Annotated in this window: 12 protein-coding genes; 7 read left to right on the top strand and 5 right to left on the bottom strand. The window is 49.9% G+C overall.

Features of this window, described 5'->3' with window-relative positions:
• Positions 1-2: 2 nt before the first annotated feature.
• Complete coding sequence (locus Mcas_RS06750; protein WP_040334763.1) at positions 3-1,358, bottom strand: cobyrinic acid a,c-diamide synthase CobB; 1,356 nt, start codon at positions 1,356-1,358, stop codon at positions 3-5.
• Between the two features lie 278 nt (positions 1,359-1,636).
• On the opposite strand from Mcas_RS06750, the gene Mcas_RS06755 reads away from it, so the two are divergent.
• The 6 genes from Mcas_RS06755 to Mcas_RS16475 all read left to right on the top strand — a co-directional run bounded on the left by Mcas_RS06755 (position 1,637) and on the right by Mcas_RS16475 (position 12,409).
• Positions 1,637-2,644, top strand: a complete 1,008-nt coding sequence (locus tag Mcas_RS06755; RefSeq protein ID WP_040334764.1) for a substrate-binding domain-containing protein — start codon at positions 1,637-1,639, stop codon at positions 2,642-2,644.
• A 3-nt stretch (positions 2,645-2,647) separates the two neighbouring features.
• Positions 2,648-6,244, top strand: a complete 3,597-nt coding sequence (locus Mcas_RS16460; protein WP_081853671.1) for a PAS domain S-box protein — start codon at positions 2,648-2,650, stop codon at positions 6,242-6,244.
• A gap of 274 nt (positions 6,245-6,518) precedes the next feature.
• Positions 6,519-7,547, top strand: coding sequence for a sensor histidine kinase (locus Mcas_RS16465; RefSeq protein WP_052566958.1), 1,029 nt, complete (start codon positions 6,519-6,521; stop codon positions 7,545-7,547).
• A 132-nt stretch (positions 7,548-7,679) separates the two neighbouring features.
• Positions 7,680-9,509 carry a sensor histidine kinase gene (locus Mcas_RS16470; protein WP_162176272.1) on the top strand — a complete coding sequence of 610 codons (1,830 nt, stop codon included), beginning with the start codon at positions 7,680-7,682 and terminating at the stop codon, positions 9,507-9,509.
• Between the two features lie 11 nt (positions 9,510-9,520).
• Positions 9,521-10,756, top strand: coding sequence for a response regulator (locus tag Mcas_RS06775; protein ID WP_081853672.1), 1,236 nt, complete (start codon positions 9,521-9,523; stop codon positions 10,754-10,756).
• Between the two features lie 3 nt (positions 10,757-10,759).
• The gene (locus Mcas_RS16475; RefSeq protein ID WP_052566960.1) at positions 10,760-12,409 is read left to right on the top strand and encodes a hybrid sensor histidine kinase/response regulator; all 1,650 of its coding nucleotides are present in this window, start codon (positions 10,760-10,762) and stop codon (positions 12,407-12,409) included.
• A 3-nt stretch (positions 12,410-12,412) separates the two neighbouring features.
• Here Mcas_RS16475 and Mcas_RS16480 read toward each other — a convergent pair whose 3' ends face one another.
• The 4 genes from Mcas_RS16480 to Mcas_RS06800 all read right to left on the bottom strand — a co-directional run bounded on the left by Mcas_RS16480 (position 12,413) and on the right by Mcas_RS06800 (position 16,791).
• Positions 12,413-13,837 carry a response regulator gene (locus tag Mcas_RS16480; protein WP_052566961.1) on the bottom strand — a complete coding sequence of 475 codons (1,425 nt, stop codon included), beginning with the start codon at positions 13,835-13,837 and terminating at the stop codon, positions 12,413-12,415.
• On the bottom strand, positions 13,834-14,727 hold the full coding sequence (locus tag Mcas_RS06790) for a phosphoribosylaminoimidazolesuccinocarboxamide synthase (protein WP_040334766.1): 894 nt from the start codon (positions 14,725-14,727) through the stop codon (positions 13,834-13,836). Before Mcas_RS06790 ends, Mcas_RS16480 begins: the two co-directional genes overlap by 4 nt.
• 89 nt (positions 14,728-14,816) lie before the next feature.
• A complete protein-coding gene (locus tag Mcas_RS06795; protein WP_040334767.1) occupies positions 14,817-16,373 on the bottom strand; it encodes a tetratricopeptide repeat protein in 1,557 nt (518 codons plus the stop codon).
• Positions 16,366-16,791: a HEAT repeat domain-containing protein gene (locus Mcas_RS06800; RefSeq protein WP_081853673.1), complete on the bottom strand. Its 426-nt coding sequence runs from the start codon at positions 16,789-16,791 to the stop codon at positions 16,366-16,368. Before Mcas_RS06800 ends, Mcas_RS06795 begins: the two co-directional genes overlap by 8 nt.
• Before the next feature lie 283 nt (positions 16,792-17,074).
• On the opposite strand from Mcas_RS06800, the gene Mcas_RS06805 reads away from it, so the two are divergent.
• Complete coding sequence (locus tag Mcas_RS06805; protein WP_156033228.1) at positions 17,075-17,734, top strand: metallophosphoesterase family protein; 660 nt, start codon at positions 17,075-17,077, stop codon at positions 17,732-17,734.
• Positions 17,735-17,738 lie beyond the last annotated feature (4 nt).

Consider the following 17,738-nt stretch of genomic DNA (forward strand, 5'->3'; position numbering starts at 1 on the left):
GGTCAAGGGGCTCGCCGACCCTCTATGTTTTTCTTCAGACTGCGCACAATATCGGGGTTGCTTGCAAAGTGCAGGTGTATGTAGCTTGCGAGGCAGTTGGGGGCGAGCCAGATGCCCTGTGTCCCTTGTGATGTTTCCAGGGCGTTTTTGACACCGGATGGCATTTCAACGATCTCCGAGTAATGGAACTCGTGCCCCCTGACGATGTTGCCCTTCCTGCCGATAATCGTGTCCTCAAGCAGGACGGCCTGCCTGTAGCCGAGGCTCACGCGCCTGTCTCTCATCACTGCCCTGGCTGCAAATACGCCGACCATCGGGTAAAAGACGCCGTCCAGACCGGTGACGCCCTCCGAAAGATACATGAACCCTCCACACTCGGCATACGTCACCCCCCCGGCGGCCACAAAGCCCCGTATGCTTTCGAGCATGGAGGCATTGGCCGAAAGCCTTCCGGCGTACAGTTCGGGATAGCCGCCGCCCAGGTACAGGGCATCTGTGCCATCGGGCAGTTTTTCATCGTTGAGGGGGCTGAAGGTGACAATGGTCATCCCTTGGTGTTGTAACATTTCGAGGTTGTCTTCATAGTAGAAGCAAAATGCGTTGTCGCGGGCAACTGCAATCCTCAGAGTGGGGAGACTGGCGACGTTGCTTGTTGCAACGCTGACAGATGGCCCTGGTTTTGCGTCAACGGTACGGGTGTTTTTCAGCAAGGCGTTGAGGTCGATATTATCTTGGATGAGGCGGGTGAGTTTGTCTATGACTTGGGGATTGAGGCATCCGTCCTCGGCAGTGAAGAGACCGAGGTGTCTCTGTGCAAGTCCGGCGTCGGGGGCAAACGGTATGCCGCCCAACACGTTGACATCGCAGTATCGTGTGATGGCGTCACTGACAAGACGGATGTGTCTGTCGCTGCCGACCCTGTTGAGGATCACCCCTGCGATGGCGAGTTCGGGGGCAATGCCTCTGACGCCGGCAACGATAGCGGCTGCACTTTGCGCCATCCCGCGCACGTCAACCACCAGGACAACGGGCAGTGACAGCAGCCGTGCGACAGCAGCCGTGGAGGCGTCTTCGCCGTCAAACAGCCCCATCACGCCCTCTGCAACCGCAACATCGGCGGCGGCGGACTTGTCGTTGAACAGGTCTCTGACGTATGGGGCATCGCACATATAGGTGTCCAGGTTGTAGGACGTCCTGCCGGTGACTACCCTGTGCAGTCCCGGGTCTATGAAGTCCGGCCCGACCTTGAAGGGTGCCACTTTCAGTTCCAGTCTGCCCAGGGCCGACATCACTCCAAGCGAAAGCGTCGTCTTGCCCGTCCCACTCTGGATGGCTGCTATGGTAAAAGCGTGTCTCATGTCAAGTGATAGTTGCCTGTAACAAGTCAATCGCATTTGACCGTAAGAGAAAAGAAAGGGGCGGTTTGTGGCAGGGGTGCCTCACCCCCTCCGCCCCCCTTCAGAACCCCCCGCAAGGGGAGGGGTGAGCCACCCCGGGCACGAAGAAGTCCCCTTGACCCCATAAAGGATAGCTTGTTTATCCACCGAAAACTTATGCACCTTTTATGATACAATATTAGTTTAACAATGTGTTATAATATACCCGGCAAAAGAAAAAAAAAGGAGGACATCGTACTATGAGTTACAAAACAGGGATTTATATTTTTTTGATGATGTTGTTCATCACCACGGCAAGCGCTGAGATGAAACAATCTGCCAAACCAAAGGACCCTTTAAGGGGAGCGCCGTTTTCTGACCCGGCAAAGATATTTCAGATGCCGGACAGTTGGGTCAAACAACCCATCAAGTATGAGCAATGGGCCGAAGGGGCGGACTTGGCCGTGGCGTTAGACCAGCAACTCTATCCGGCGATCCTGCCGCTGATACGGCAGTACGAAAAACAGAACAACCTCAAGATAGCCGTCGTGGAGGGGACGTGTGGAACGGTGGCTGGAGCGGCAATGCGAAAGAATGCCGATATCACCGGAATGTGTTGTCCACCGGGGGATAATGACCGCCTGCCAAACTTAAAGTATCACACGCTTGGCATATCGTCGGTTGCCCTGCTGGTCAACAAGGACAATCCCGTTGACAACATCTCCATTGATGATGCCCGCAAGGTATTTATGGGAAAGCTCCACAAATGGTCTGATACCAAGGGAGCAGGCGCTATCAAGACAGACATGCCGATAAAGCCGGTCGTTCGTCTTCACTGCAAGACACGCCCTGGGCACTGGTGCCTGCTCCTGGCCAACGAGGACCTCTTTGGACACCGCCTGACCGAAATCGGCACCATCGCCGACATGCTTGCCACGGTGGCATCTCTCAAGGGCGCCGTTGGATACGAAACCCTCTGGCACATGGAAAATCTCAAGTACGCAGACAAGGTCAAGCCCCTGAAGATCGAAGGTATTGACCCCGCAGACAACGACAAACTCGCCAGAGGCATGTACACAATATATCGGACGTTTAGCATTACGACGTGGGAGCAGCCTGGCCTATCCAAGCCACAGGCAAACAAGCTTGTACAGCATATTTTGCAAAACCTCAATGCCATCGACAAGAGCTACTACCTGGCGCCCGTAGACCAGTTGAAGAAGTACGGGTGGAAGTTCCAGGAAAACGAACTCGTCGGTGAACCGTAGGCAATGAACAAACTCTTGCGGTTGATTTCGGGGCTATCCCTTACGGTACGGATGCTTGTGCTGACCGTGATCGTAGGGTTGAGCGCCGGAGGGCTGCTGGGGATGCTCCTTGACAAGAGGATCAACGATGCCCTCAACACTCAGCTCAGAGAAAGGTTAAGCGTCAAGGCCAAGGACGAAAGGAGTCATTTTGACAACGTGATGATTAGCTATCACCAGTCAATCAAGCTGTTTGTACAACGTGTAGACTTTGCCAAATACGTAGCCAGGGCCAACTTTAGTGCACAGGACAAGGCAGAACCGGTTATCAGCCTTAAACACCCATCCTGGTTGCCAAAGTCATCGGTATTGCGCTTCTTTGCGCATATAGAATACGCTATGCTCTTGGACCCTGCCGGAAGGGTCAGGGAGATATACCAAGCAACTGACAGGCCTATACCTAAGCAATTGTTAAAACCCGATCCGGCTCTTATCAGTAGTATTAATAGCCAGTATTTTATTACCACCTTTAACAACGTCCCCTACATCCTGGCCGGTGACTCCCTGGAAAACGACGACGGCTCACCCCTGGCAACCATGATAATAGCAAGCCCCATAGACGACAGCTTTCTTGCCGATGCCATAAAGCCAATCAATCAAGCGGAGGCCGTGGTGCTTGTGGACAGTTTCACCAAGAGGGTTATGTGCAGCAACACACCGGATTTATTACAGGCAGGTACGCACATCGACTCACTGAAGGAGCGTTATCTGATGATGGGCAAGTCGTTTCTTGACTACGGTGAGGCGGATACCTCCATGCAGTTTATATCCCTTATAGCCAATAGTGAGGTCAACAGGTTAAAACTCATAATCCTGTCCGAGGACAGGAAACACCGACTGTTTATGGCCACAATGCTGATACTGTCCTTTATGATAGTCCTGTTTTATATAATGAGACGCATAAAGGGTGTAAACATGCGCATCGAGGAGTTTTCCAAGAATGTACTTGGTGTAAACGGCTTTACGTCAAGCGGACACGCAGACCAGCTTGCCATGCTTGAGAAGCGTTTTCTGCGATTGTTTGATGAGATGCGTCTGACCAAAGACCGGTTGTTTGAAAAAACCGTAGAGTTGGGCAGGAGCGAACAACGTGTACGCACTATCATAGACAACATCCCGATGGGGATTGTGACACTCCATGAGGGTGCAAAGATACTATCCATAAACCCGGCCACGGAGAAGCTCTTTGGCTACACGGAGAGTGAGGCAATGGCGCTTGACATTGGGACATTTTTGGGGGATAACACTAATATCGGCGAATTTTACAACCCTACCGAGATAAGGGTCTTTGAGATGACGGCAAGAGGCAAGGACGGTTTTTTCCTTCCCATAGAGGTGGCCATAAACTCCGTTGAAATGGGTGGTGAACGGATATCAATAGCCATCATACGAGACATCACACGCCGCAAGCAGACCGAAGAGGCCATAAAACGTGCAAGGGAAAACCTCGAAAGCAGGGTCGAACAACGCACCAGCGAGCTATCCCTTGCCAACCAGCAGCTCTCCCTTGAGATATACGAGCGAAAAAAGACCGAAGAACTCCTGCGGCGCAACTACGACATACAGCGTGTCATAAGCTCCGTGCTGACAATTGCCCTGGAACCGTTGCCGTTGGCGAAGCAGTTGTCGCGCATCCTTGACGTGATACTCTCAATTCCCTGGCTGTCGATCCAGTCCAAGGGGTGCATATTCCTTGTGGGCGATGAACCCGGGGTGCTTGAGATGGTGGCCTCACATGGGTTTTTCCAGGAACAGATAGAGACGTGTTCGAGGCTACCCTTTGGCAGGTGCGTCTGTGGTAAGGCAGCCGGCTTAAAACAGGTGGTCTTTGTCAGTGAGATAAACGAGCTACACGACATACGATACGAACACGTTGCACAACACGGTCACTACTGTGTGCCGGTTGTATCGAGGGAGCATGTCCTGGGGGTCATCAACCTCTACGTTGTGGCCGGACACGTCAGAGATACACAGGAGGAGGGGTTCCTCACAACCATAGCCAACACACTCACCGGGATACTTGAGCGAAGATTTACAGAACGCAAACTCAAGTATGCCCAGGATATGTTTTTCAGCTTCATGAAAAACTCCCCCATGGCCGCATTTATAAAGGACGAAACCGGCAAGTACATCTATGCAAACGAACAAATCGCCCGCTTTACAAACATGAAGATAGAGGACATCGTCGGTAAGACCGATCTTGACCTCTTCCCCCCCGACACTGCCGCCGAAATACGTGCCCACGACGACATGGTGTTGGCCGTCAACAAGACGATTGACCTGGTAGAGACCTTCCGGCAGGAGGATGGCGTACATCAGTGGCTTGTCATCAAATTTCCGTTCAGGGACGAAACGGGAAAGCGAATGCTTGCCGGCATGTCTATCGATATGACCGCACGCAAGCGCATCGAGGAGGCCCTCAGGAAGTCGGAGGAGAAGTACCACAACATTATCAACACCACCCCGGAGGGGTTTTTCGAAGTAGACCACAACATGCGTATAACCGAGGTCAACGACTCCCTGTGTCAGATGCTCAACATGACACACGCCGAGCTTGCAGGGCAACAGTTGTACGACCCAAATACGGCACCTCTGCTCATAGTTGGACAAGAGGACGAAGACGTCCTGGTCAACAGCCTTGCCAACGTATTTAAGACCGGCAACAGTACGGCGGCAAATGTCACGTTTAAGAGGCATGACGGCAGGCAATTCCACAGTCGCATAAACATCTCCGCCATAAGGGACACGGACGGTGTCATCACGGGTGCATTTGCCCTGCTTGCCGATATCAGTGAGTTGGTGGAGATGAGGGATGCCCTGTCGCTGCACGCACGGGAACTCAAGCGCAGTAACGAAGAGCTTCAGGAGTTTGCCGGCGTGGCCTCACACGACCTGCAGGAGCCCCTCAGAAAGATCATCGCCTTTGGTGACCGCTTAAAGGACAAGCACGCCGCCAACATCCCCGCCGATGGCCTGGACTATCTGTCACGGATGCAGGGTGCGGCACAGCGGATGCAAACCCTCATCGACGGCCTGCTCAACTTCGCACGCGTCACCACCAGGGCAAAGCCCTTCTCACCCACAAACCTCAATGACATCATACGGGATGTGTTGTCGGACCTGGAGGCTCGTTTAATCAAGTCCGGCGGGCGGGTTGAAACGGACATGCTGCCCACCATTGACGCCGATAAGTTGCAGATGCACCAATTGTTTATGAACCTCATTGGCAACGGGTTGAAGTTCCACAAGGTGGGCGTTCCCCCCGTGGTATCGGTCAAGTGCATGGTTGCCCATGACGGTTTTTGCGAAATCACGGTGGCCGACAATGGTATCGGGTTTGACGAAAAATACCTTGACAGATTGTTTAAGCCCTTTCAGCGCCTCGTAGGCAAGGACAAATACGAGGGCACGGGTATGGGTTTGGCCATCTGCGAAAAGATCGTCAAGCGTCACGGCGGAGAAATCATCGCACAAAGCGCCCCAAACATGGGGGCAACGTTTCGCATCAGATTGCCGTACTCACAATCCCAGCAGGGACAGCATCAAACCGAAACAACGTGATGATAAAATCCCCTTTAAGGCAAGAAAGAAAGGGGCGGCTCCGCTTCTTGGCGCTCCAGGTCGCACCTGGCCCCTTCAGAACCCCCCGCAAGGGGAGGGGTGAGCCACCCCGGGCACGAAGAAGTCCCCTTGACCCCATTTTACCATGCTTTTTTTTGCTTTATTGACAATCCGGTCTGATTAATTGTACCCTACTTGATAATGTGTCAAGGGGTGAGGTGCGTGGTGCAATTTATCCCCTGGCACTGAATAAGATTAAGGAGCAAGTGGTCAAATGGACAAGGCAAGGGTGCAAATCGTGGAGGATGAGGGGATCATAGCGTTGAGCTTAACGCGGAAACTGGAAAAGCTGGGATATATAATTACGTCGGTGGTTCCGTCGTCTGAGGAAGCTATCAAAAAGGCCGAAACAGATATGCCCGATATCATACTTATGGATATAGCAATCCAGGGCGCAATGGACGGCATAGATACTGCCGCAGAGGTATCACGACGATTTAATATCCCCATTATATTCATGACCGCATACGCCGATGAACAACTGCTGGAACGTGCAAAGATAACGGAACCTTACGGTTACATTGTAAAACCCTCCACCGACAAAGAGATACATATAATGATCAAGATGGCTCTGTACAAGCATGGCATGGAGCAATGGCGCAAATCGGCAGAATACAAGGAAACACTCCTGCGGGAAATCCACCACAGGGTCAAAAACAACTTCCAGATAATCACGAGCCTACTGAGCCTGCAGTCCGAAAATATCACCGACAGACGCATTGTAAATGTCTTCGTAGACAGTTTTAACCGAATCAAGGCAATGTCCACCATACATACAAAGCTGTATCAGTCCGACGATCTGTCAAAACTCGACTTTGGGGAGTATGTTAGCGAACTCTGCACAGAACTTGTCAATTCATATGACATGCATCCAAACACACCGGTTTTAAAGCTGGATATAGATATCGCACAAATAGCCATTGACGTTGACATTGCAACCCCCTGTGGACTGATCATCAATGAGATCGTCTCAAATTCCATGAAATACGCATTTCCCGACAACGCTTCTGGTGAGATATTTGTCAGCTTTAAAAAAGATGATGACGACAATTACGTCTTGCTGGTTGGCGATAACGGCGTTGGCATTCCAAAGGACTTTGATCTGAGCAAATCGAGGTCGTTAGGTATGCAGTTGGTACATGACCTGGCAAAGAAAAAACTAAAGGGCAGTATCGAAGTAGACACCACAAAAGGAACCGTCTACAGGATTGTCTTTAAGAAATTAAAAATCGACATACCGTAACTGAAACAGGCAGGACAGAATTCGTCTGCTTATCACGGATATAGGTTTAAAGGACATATGGACTTATCCGCACAACGAAAGCATAGCATATTTTGGGACAATGTTTCCCTCACGATAAAGATCGCCACCATTATGGTAATCCTGGGTATAACGTTGCTACTGGTATTAAGCCATATACATAGAAAAATGATGGATGAGATATTTAATGCACAACTCCATAAACAGTTGGAGTCTCAGAACAAAGAAAACAGACAGATGTTTGATAGTTACTTTCTCAGCTATCAGCACAGTGTGGGGGCATTGGCAAATAACTATGAACTAATCGCCTATATACAAAACGCCTCATGGGACGGCGGCAAACCGCCAAACACGGCTGACGACCATGAACTCCCCCCGTGGCTGCCCAAGGCATCGGTGCTCAAGTTTTTTGTAGGGTTTGACTATGCGATGCTCTACGACAAAGACGGCAAACTCCGGGGGGCGTATAACGCAACCAACACCCCCCTGCCTGCCGAGTTCAGGGAGCTGACACCTCTGCGGTTGTATCCGGGGCAATCTTACATGAAACGCCTTGACAGCGGCAACTACGTCCTGGCCTCCAAGGACGTCAAAGACGCCACAGGCAACAAAATGGCCGTCCTTGTAATAGCCCATCCCATCAATGATGACTTACTCACAGACGCTATGGGGCCTCTCTCCAATGAAAATACCGTGGTATTGGCCGGCGCCAACGACCATACCATAATGGCAAGCAATAAACCCGAACTGATACCAAATGCAAAAAGGATTGAAGACCTGAAGGATAAATTCATATTTGTCGGCAAACATTTCCTGGACTATGGTGAAGATGAGGTCCATGTAATGCTTGCCTCGATAATCTCAATGGATGAGGTTAAAGAGATCAGGGCAAATGTGCTCTCAGGCAGCCTCAGATTTAACATTATTACCGCCGTTGCGCTTATATTGTCTTTTATCGTGATCATGCTCTATATCACGATGCGTATCAGGAAACTGGACGACTATGTGGCAGACGTCTCCAGGGCACATCTTGGCCTGCATTCGATTGAATCAATGGGCGGGGATCAGCTCCGTGTCCTTGAGCGGAGGTTTCACCGCCTGTTTGACGAGCTGATGACGTCAAGATCGCAACTTGAGCGACGTGCCTCCGATATGGAAAAACTCAACGACGAATTAAAAGAAGCCACCGCACAGTTGATCCAGTCGGCAAAGCTATCGGCCCTGGGAGAGCTTACCGCCGGTGTCGCACACGAACTCAACCAACCCCTGAATGGCATAAAAATAGTCTGCCAGTCGGTCATTAAAGACATACAAAAAGGCCGCCATAACACCGACGAATTGCAAACCGACCTTACCGATATCGTGGAACAGGTTGATAAGATGGCTGCCATCATTGACCATATGCGGATATTCACGCGCCGTACCGAGGCCATGAACACGGAACTCATAGATATAAACATCGTAGTGGAAGGGCCGTTTAAACTGTTGGGGCAGCAATTGAAACTCAACGGAATCGATGTGATAAAAAACATGGCACCCGACCTCCCCCGTATTAATGGCGACATCATAAGGCTTGAACAGGTGTTTATAAACCTGATAAATAACGCCAAAAACGCCTTGAAAAATGTACCGGAAACCAACCCGGCTACGGACAAGACCCTTAAAGTGAGTACCTACCTGACAACCAACAGCGACCTGCCCTCCTGCCCCAATGCCATAGTCGTAGAGGTAGAGGACAACGGCTCCGGTATCCCCGAATCTATACGGGATAAGATATTTCAACCATTTTTCACTACCAACGACCCCGGCAAAGGCACCGGTCTGGGGCTTTCCGTATCAAAGAAGATCGTAGACGAACACGGTGGTACGATCTCTGTCCAGAGCGATGCCGACAGGGCAACGATATTCAGGGTCGTGCTGCCGATAGGCGAAAATAAACCTTAAGTAGTCTTTGTATGGAGGCAATTAAAATGTACAAGGTACTGGTGATAGAAGACGATGAGGTAGCCAGAAAGCAATTGGCTAAATTCATTAAACATGAGGGGTTTGAGGTAACCGAGGCAGAGGATGGTCGTGCAGGGATTGATCTGTTTCGTTCGGAGAAGCCGCATATTGTCATTACGGATGTGAAGATGCCCAACGTTGGCGGTATGGAGGTAGTTCATACTATCAAGGAGTTATCACCTCATACCGATATAATCCTGGTTACCGCCTTTGGCGAAACGGACGTTGCCATAGCGGCGCTTCGTGAAGGGGTCATGGACTATCTGAAAAAACCCGTAGACCTTAAGCTAATGAGAACGGCACTTGGAAGGGCAAAGGAAAATATTCTTATGCGGGAAGAGTACAACTTGCAACCGGCCATATTGCTGGTTGAAGACGAAGACCTGCCCCGCAAACGCCTGGTGAGGGTCCTGGAGAAAGAGAGCTGGAAGGTTATTCAGGCCGCAGACGGCGAGGAAGCTGTAAAGCTCTTTAAATCAAATAAAATAGATATTGTCCTGACGGACATCAAGATGCCTAAAATGAACGGTCTTCAGGCCCTGCATAACATGAGAGCCATAAGCACAGATTTTGAGTCTATCATCTTTACCGGATACGGCGACGAGGAAAGCGCCATACAGGCAATGCGTGAGGGGGCTATCAGCATGCTGAAAAAACCCGTCGATCTTGACCAGTTGATTGTGACGATAGAAAAGGCCGTAGAAAACCTCCAACTCGACAGGGTGTTAAGGTACCGCAACCGTGAACTTGAACTTGCCAAACAGATAATCACCCAGATAACCGCTGAACATGAAGTCATCATTAACCTGCAGCAGTCGGTTATACAGCAGACGATGGATTTTGCAAGGAAGTTACTGGATGCCATCCCTATGGCACTGCTTGTTATAAAAAGGGATTTTACTGTGGTATACGTCAACAAGTCTCTTTCAAATATAATAGGTAATACCCCTGAGAGGTTAGATGAACCCATGCTCATGAAAATGAAAAACATGGGTATAAAAGAGCTTTCCACCAATCAACTGACTGAAAAGATCAGCCGTCTGTATGAAACCCCGGGCAGTATAGAGGTCATTAAAACCGGTGAGTTCTCATACCTCACCCTGACTCTGATTAAGATCGTTGCCGAGGAACGGGATAGCTATGTCTTGATTGCAGTGCGCGGGGAGAGACCCGATGCCAGAGTCTAGAGCATGAATGCCAATAAGGTAACCGTACTGATTGTCGATGATGACAAGATAATAAGAGAGCAGTTAGAGAAAGAGGTGCTGAGGGGATTTTTTAACGTTGAGGTGGCAGAGGATGGCAAAACGGCCATTGAAATAATAAAACGCAGAGAGATCGGAATTCTCCTTGTTGACGTAAACCTCCCTGACATCAATGGGATTGACCTTATTCGCAAGGTCAAGGAGATAAAGTCCGGATGTGAGTTGATAGTCATCACCGGCTATGGTAACATCGACGTAGCCATCCAATCGCTGAGAAACGGCGCCATTGACTACATAGAAAAACCCGTCAACATCGATGAGTTTCAGGCAGCCCTGGGCAGGGCGCAGGAGAGACTCTCAGAGAGAGACCTGCTTATTGCCACCAGTTCAATTCTGATCATAGACGATGACGAAATAGTTACAAGAAGGCTTAGAACCTTTTTTGAACGAGAGGGCTATGAGGTCTTCACCGCGGCAAATGGATTAAGCGGACTGGAGACCATTGAGTTCAATAAAATAGACGTCGTCATCACGGATATACGGATGAAGGATATGGACGGCATAGAAGTGCTCAAAAGGGCAAAGAGTTACTACAAGGATATCGAGTGCATAATGGTAACCGGTGTTAAAGACAACGATTATGCCATAAAATCGCTTCGTGCCGGGGCTGCCGATTACATAACCAAGCCCGTCAATCTCGACGAACTGCTCATGTCGGTAAAGAAGACCGTGGAGAGAATAAATCTCAATCGGACTCGTCTCTATAGGGCCAGGGAGCTTAAGATATCCTCAGAGATTATCTCAAGGATGAACGAAGAGCTTGAAAAACGTATACAGGAGCGTTCACGTGAACTTGACCATATCCAGGCACAGCTATTTCAGACCTCCAAGCTGGCCACCCTGGGGGAGATGTCGGCGGGGATTGCCCATGAGATGAATCAACCCCTGGGGGGCATAGCACTCGTTGCCAAGAGCTTTCGCAAACTCCTTGAGAGGGACAAGCTGACAAGGCAGGAGGTGGAATCAGGCCTTAATGATATAGAGACGTCGGTTAAGCGAATGTCCAGGATAATTCAGCATATACGGACCTTTGCCCGGCAGGATACCTTGAAATTCACGGAAGTGGATGTCATTGATACGGTAACCTCAGCATTCAGTCTCCTGGATGAGCAACTCAGGTTGCATGAGATAGAGGTTGTTAAAGACCTTGCCCCCGGCCTGCCCAAGATTATCGGCGAACCCTTTCAGCTGGAGCAGGTATGGATAAACCTCATCACAAACGCAAGGGATGCGCTCAATGAAAAGGCCAGGCAACTGAAGGCCAACAAGGCCAATTCCACGGCCTACAACAAATGTCTGAAGTTTTCCGTCCGGCACAACATCGACACTGCCTCGGTGGTTGTTTCGGTGAGCGACAACGGCACGGGAATGTCTCCGCATGTCAGGGAGAGGGTGCTGGAGCCGTTCTTTACAACCAAGGAAGTCGGACAGGCAACCGGCTTGGGGCTGTCCATAAGCTATGGCATCATCAAGAGTCACAAGGGCAGGTTGGAAATAGACAGCATCGAAGGCGAAAGCTCTACAATCAGGGTATTGCTTTCAACGGACTATCCCCAGGAGGATGTCTCTGCCTGAGCATCAAAATCTTTTCGTGTATTGCAGTTGCCTGAAAGAGAGTTTAAACTCTGTTCCGCCCTTTGTGTTCATTTCGATTTTCCCTTTGAGCTGATACTCAGCCAGTATCTTTATCAGCTTTAATCCCAGCGACGACGACTTGTTTATGTCAAAGCCATCAGGGATGCCCTTGCCGTTATCCCTGACGATTAATTCGTATGCCTTTTCATGACCATTGGTGGCACAGACCTCTCTGAGTGATATGTGAAGCTCACCCGATGTCATTTCGGTAAAGGCGTGTTTGAGGGCGTTTGTCACAAGTTCGTTTATGATAAGGCAGCATGGCACGGCCGTGTCCATTGCTATATAGACGTCATTGATATCCATGTTCAGTGCAATCCTGGATGGTTCAACGCAGTATGAATGAAGGATATCGGTTACGAGTTCCCTAGTGTAATCGGCAAAGTTCACCTCGGAGAGATTGTCGCTTTGGTATAGCATCTTGTGTACGAGGGACATGGACCTTATTCTGTTTTTCATTTCCTGGCACATGCTTATGGTTTTTTTATCCCCGATGTCTTCAATATGTAGGTCTATGAGGCTTGAGATGATCTCCATATTGTTTTTTACCCTGTGATGAATCTCTCGTAGCAAGAGGGTTTTTTCCTGAAGTGATGCCTGGATTTTCTCTTCGTAGAGCTTTCTCTGGGTGATGTCCTTGAATATGTGGATTGAGCCTTTAAACTTGCCATCTTTGGTAAATATGGGAGAAGCGGTTATCTCAAAATGGGCATTAAGTGCCGGATAAAAAATCTCTTTCATACACGCCCCCCTGCCATCATAGGTCCTGAGATGAAGACACTGGGAGATATCGTTGTCAATGCAATCGAATATCTCATAGCATGGATTGATGCCGGAGGCATCCGGTTTAAATCCGAAGGTATCGGTGAAGGCCCTGTTTGCCTTAATTATGTTATAGTGTTCGTCATGAATGGACAGGCAATCAGTGACACAGTTAAAGGTGATCTCCCATTCGTTGACACTTGTTTCGAGTTTCCTGACGTATGTATCTATTTTCGCCTGCATGGTCTGTTTTTCTGTTGCCTTGTCGATTGCGATCTTAAGTTCGTCGTATTCCAGGGGTTTCTGGATGTAGCCAAAGGCGCCCTCTTTCATTGCCTCGATAGCCGTATCAACGCCTCCGTGGCCGGTTATGAAGATGACCTCGGTTGTTTTGTTTTTCTTTTTCACCTGTTTTAAAACCTCTATGCCATCCATCCTGGGCATTTTTATATCGGCAACGATAACGTCAGGGGCTTCACGTTCAAATACCTCCAGGCCCTCGATACCATTTTCAGCCGAATAAGTCTCAAAGTCATCAAGCACAAGGAGGTTCTTGAGTCTCTCTCTGATAATAATCTCATCGTCTATTACTAATATCTTTGTCATTGGGATGTCAGAATTTCGAGGATTTGTCTGTATCTGTCGGCGGTCTTTGACACGACGTTATCGGGCAGTACCGGGCCGGGATAGGTCTGTGCCCAGTCCTGCGTCAACAGGTAGTCCCTGACTATTTGTTTGTCGAAGCTGTCCTGCCCTCGTCCGGATGCATAGCCGGCAGCCGGCCAGAACCGTGAGGAGTCCGGGGTCAGGACTTCGTCTATGAGGATCAGCCCGTTATCGCAGAGGCCAAACTCAAACTTCGTATCGGCGATGATGATCCCCCTGGACAGGGCGTGATTGGCTGCCCGGTTGTAGATATCTATGCTCAAACTCTTTAGCGTTTCGGCCATCTCCGCACCAACAATGGAGACGGTCTCCGCAAAGGATATGTTGACGTCGTGTCCGGTATCGGCCTTGGTGCTTGGGGTGAAGATTGGTTGTGGCAATCGCTGTGATTCCTGCAGTCCTTCCGGCAGGGGTATGCCGCAGATGCAGCCGCTTCTCTGGTAGTCCTTCCAGCCGGAACCGGTGATGTAGCCGCGCACTATGCACTCAACGGGCAGGGGGGTTGCCTTTTTCACAAGCATGGTTCTGCCGCTGAGGATTGCCCTGTCTTCTTCCCCTGTGATGCCGGGGAAGTCGTTGACCTCGGCAGAGACCAGATGGTTGCCAATGATATCCTCCACGAGCCTGAACCAGAACACGGATAGCCTGGTCAGTATCTCCCCCTTTGACGGTATCCCCGATGGCAGTACCACGTCAAAGGCAGACAACCTGTCCGTGACCACCATCAACAGGTGTTGTCCGCAGTCGTATATGTCTCTGACCTTGCCACGCTTGATGAGCCTAAGCCCCTTGATGTCTGTCTGTAGAACTATTTCACTCCTTGATGTCATAATAAAATCCTTTCAGTCGTTTTTTTTGACAGTACTACACAAGCAGCGAACCCCCATCACCCCTCCTACCATACAAGGAGGATTGCACATCACACACTCTTTCTGAGGTCGGCAATGTCCTGCAGGGTAGTGTCGAGTTTATTTTTGATATCTGCGTACTTTGATGGTGCCGATGATTGTGTGAAGATTGTCAGGGCCTCCTCATATGCCTTGACGGCCCGCTGTAGGTTGTCCTCGGCGTTATGGACAAGGGCAAGGGCACAGTAGCAGTTACCCAGACTGTGCTGAGTCATACCATACTTGAAGGGATACTGTTGCGCAAACTCGAACTTGAGCGCCTTTTCATAGTACCGGATTGCCTTGTAGAGGTTCTCCGCCTTGTCGCAACACGTGGAGAGTTCGCCGTAGGCGTTACCCAGATGGCATTGCGTTATAAAGTAGTCAAAGGTGGAGCGTTGTGGCGAATAGACCTTGAGGGCCTCCTTGAAGGAAAAGACGGCCAATTTAAGGTTTGACTCCTTGTTCTGCGTCTGGGACAGTATGCTGTAGGCGCTGCCGAGATTGTTTTGAGTCATACCGTACTCCATCGGATACTTATCGGGCGTGTAGACCTTCAATGATTCATTAAATGCCTGTATCGCCTCTGCCAGGTTGTTTTCCCTGTCGCGTATCTCAGAGAGCAGTCCGAAGGTGCTTCCCAGGTTGTTTTGTGCCATTCCGTAGTCTTTTGCGTATTCGGTGGGCGTCCACACCCGCAGTGACTCCTTGTAGGCAGTAACGGCCATCTGGAGGTTTTCTTCCTTATCCTTTAGTTCCGCCAGGTCACAGAGAGAGTTTCCGAGGTCGTTTTGTGTTATTGCGTACTCTGTGGCAGAGAACTCCAGCGAGCGAACCGTCAGGGCATCCCTGTAGGCCTCCACCGACTTGGTCAGAAATTCGGCCCGGTCCTGGAACGATGCAAGTTCCCAGTAGGCGTGCCCCAGGCTGATCTTTATGTGTCCGTATTCGATGGCATGTTCCTGGTTGTTTCTGACCCTCAGGGCCTCTTCGTAGGCGACAATGGCCTTGGTAAGGTGCTTCTCCCTGTCGCGGCATACCGAGATTGCCCTGAAGGCATGACCGAGGCTGGTCTGGACGTGTCCATACTTTTCGGGGTTGTTTTCGGCGGTGTATACCTTGAGCACCTTTTCGTAGGCCTGGATGGTTTTTTGGATATTTTCCTCCTTGTTGCACATTTCGGAGAGCGCCCACCACGCATTTGCAAGGTTATTCTGTGCTGCTCCGTAGTCAGCGGGATAATCCTTTACCGTATACACGGTCAGGGCGTCTTCATAGGCCTCCAGTGCCTTGAGGATGTTTTCCTCCCTCTTGTTGCCAACGGCCAGCTTACGAAAACAGATACCCATGTTGTTCTTTATATGGCCATAGAGTACGGGCATTTTCTTCTCCGACACACGCTCCAGCACATCGGAATATATGCCCAGGGCATCCTCGTGGTTGTTTTCCTCAAGCAGTATATCGGCCCTCTCCACGGCGTCTGTGATGACGCTAAGGGCTTTGTGTCTCATATGCTTTACGTACACAATCAGTATGACAACTATCGCAACCGGTACTCCAAGCAGAACTAATTGTATGTTTTCAGTCATCCCCCCCACCTTTATTTAAAACAGATAATATCGAATCTATTGAATCTTGGGCAGTTTGTGCCACTTCCGTGTTTTCATCAGCCAGCAGCCCCTGAAGCGGAACGATATGTCTCTCCTGCCCGATGATACCAAAGGCATAAGCCACATCACCTCTGACATTGGGACTATCGTCACTCAACAACGGCACGATGCTGTCGGCAATATCCTGTACAATATCAAGACCCTGCTCCTTCAGCGCCTCGACCAGCGCAATGGCCCCTATGCGCACACGCAGCCTCTCATCCCTCAAGAGCACCGCAACAACACCGTACATACCGGCGTCATACCTGAGCATGTCGATGATATTATCAAGGAAACCCTTTTCCATATAATCGGCTATCATTGCTTCAAGCCCCTGCTGATTCCCAGATGAATCCATGTCTACTAACGTAACCGTTGCTTCATTTTTAATGTATGTTCCAAATATACTCAAACTATTTTACAGGATTAGGTAAAAAAAGTGCCAATATGCAATATAAAAATTTTGTATCTTCTTTATATGGTAGCACTCCGGTCCGGCGTGGTCACATCGCTTAAACACAGTGACAATGGCATGCTACGAAAACATAAAAGTGGCTTAAATCCTGACAACCACGGTTGATTGTGGTGCTACCGCAATTCGCACCCTTGACAATAATACGACAGCCTATTAGTATATATTGTTGAAAGAAATTAAGCGACAGATTGCCATTGGAGATATACATGGTTGTTATGGCCTCATGGTTGACCTGCTGGAGGACGTCATAAGGTTTGACCCTGAGACGGACCAACTGGTCTTTATCGGTGACTACATAGACAGAGGCGATAAGAGTATGCACGTGGTGACATACGTTGACGCCCTGAGAAAAAAGTATCCCGACAACGTAGTCCTCCTGATGGGTAATCACGAGCTGCTTGCCCACAGTGCATTTAAAACCAGGGAAAGCAATCACGTTCAACTGTGGTTTATCAACGGCGGCATCAACACGATAAACAGCTATGGTAACTACGAAAATGCACAAAAGCACCTAGTCCCCTTCATAGACACGCTCCGGTACTACTATGAGACGCCTTCCCACATCTTTGTCCACGGAGGCATCCCCATGGGCGAAACACTCCAGAGTGCCCAGCCAAAGGCCCTGCTGTGGGACAGGAACTACGATCGCTACCGTGGTAAGACAATCATCGTAGGACACACCCCCCACAAGGTCGTCACAAAGTACAAGAGTGCCGTTGCCATAGACACGGGGGCCGTCTATACCGGCAAGCTATCCGCCTACGACCCAATCAACGATTGCATATACGAGACGGTAGACCTCGACAGTCGTAAGTCGGCCAAGTAGACAG

The organism is Candidatus Magnetobacterium casense (genome assembly GCF_000714715.1).
Classification (GTDB): domain Bacteria; phylum Nitrospirota; class Thermodesulfovibrionia; order Thermodesulfovibrionales; family Magnetobacteriaceae; genus Magnetobacterium; species Magnetobacterium casense.

Bases quoted from the DNA above. Each gene is read 5' to 3' on its own strand.
- Mcas_RS06750 (WP_040334763.1), bottom strand. From the start codon at position 1,358: ATGAGACACGCTTTTACCATAGCAGCCATCCAGAGTGGGACGGGCAAG.
- Mcas_RS06755 (WP_040334764.1), top strand. From the start codon at position 1,637: ATGAGTTACAAAACAGGGATTTATATTTTTTTGATGATGTTGTTCATC.
- Mcas_RS16460 (WP_081853671.1), top strand. From the start codon at position 2,648: ATGAACAAACTCTTGCGGTTGATTTCGGGGCTATCCCTTACGGTACGG.
- Mcas_RS16465 (WP_052566958.1), top strand. From the start codon at position 6,519: ATGGACAAGGCAAGGGTGCAAATCGTGGAGGATGAGGGGATCATAGCG.
- Mcas_RS16470 (WP_162176272.1), top strand. From the start codon at position 7,680: ATGGTAATCCTGGGTATAACGTTGCTACTGGTATTAAGCCATATACAT.
- Mcas_RS06775 (WP_081853672.1), top strand. From the start codon at position 9,521: ATGGAGGCAATTAAAATGTACAAGGTACTGGTGATAGAAGACGATGAG.
- Mcas_RS16475 (WP_052566960.1), top strand. From the start codon at position 10,760: ATGAATGCCAATAAGGTAACCGTACTGATTGTCGATGATGACAAGATA.
- Mcas_RS16480 (WP_052566961.1), bottom strand. From the start codon at position 13,837: ATGACAAAGATATTAGTAATAGACGATGAGATTATTATCAGAGAGAGA.
- Mcas_RS06790 (WP_040334766.1), bottom strand. From the start codon at position 14,727: ATGACATCAAGGAGTGAAATAGTTCTACAGACAGACATCAAGGGGCTT.
- Mcas_RS06795 (WP_040334767.1), bottom strand. From the start codon at position 16,373: ATGACTGAAAACATACAATTAGTTCTGCTTGGAGTACCGGTTGCGATA.
- Mcas_RS06800 (WP_081853673.1), bottom strand. From the start codon at position 16,791: ATGGATTCATCTGGGAATCAGCAGGGGCTTGAAGCAATGATAGCCGAT.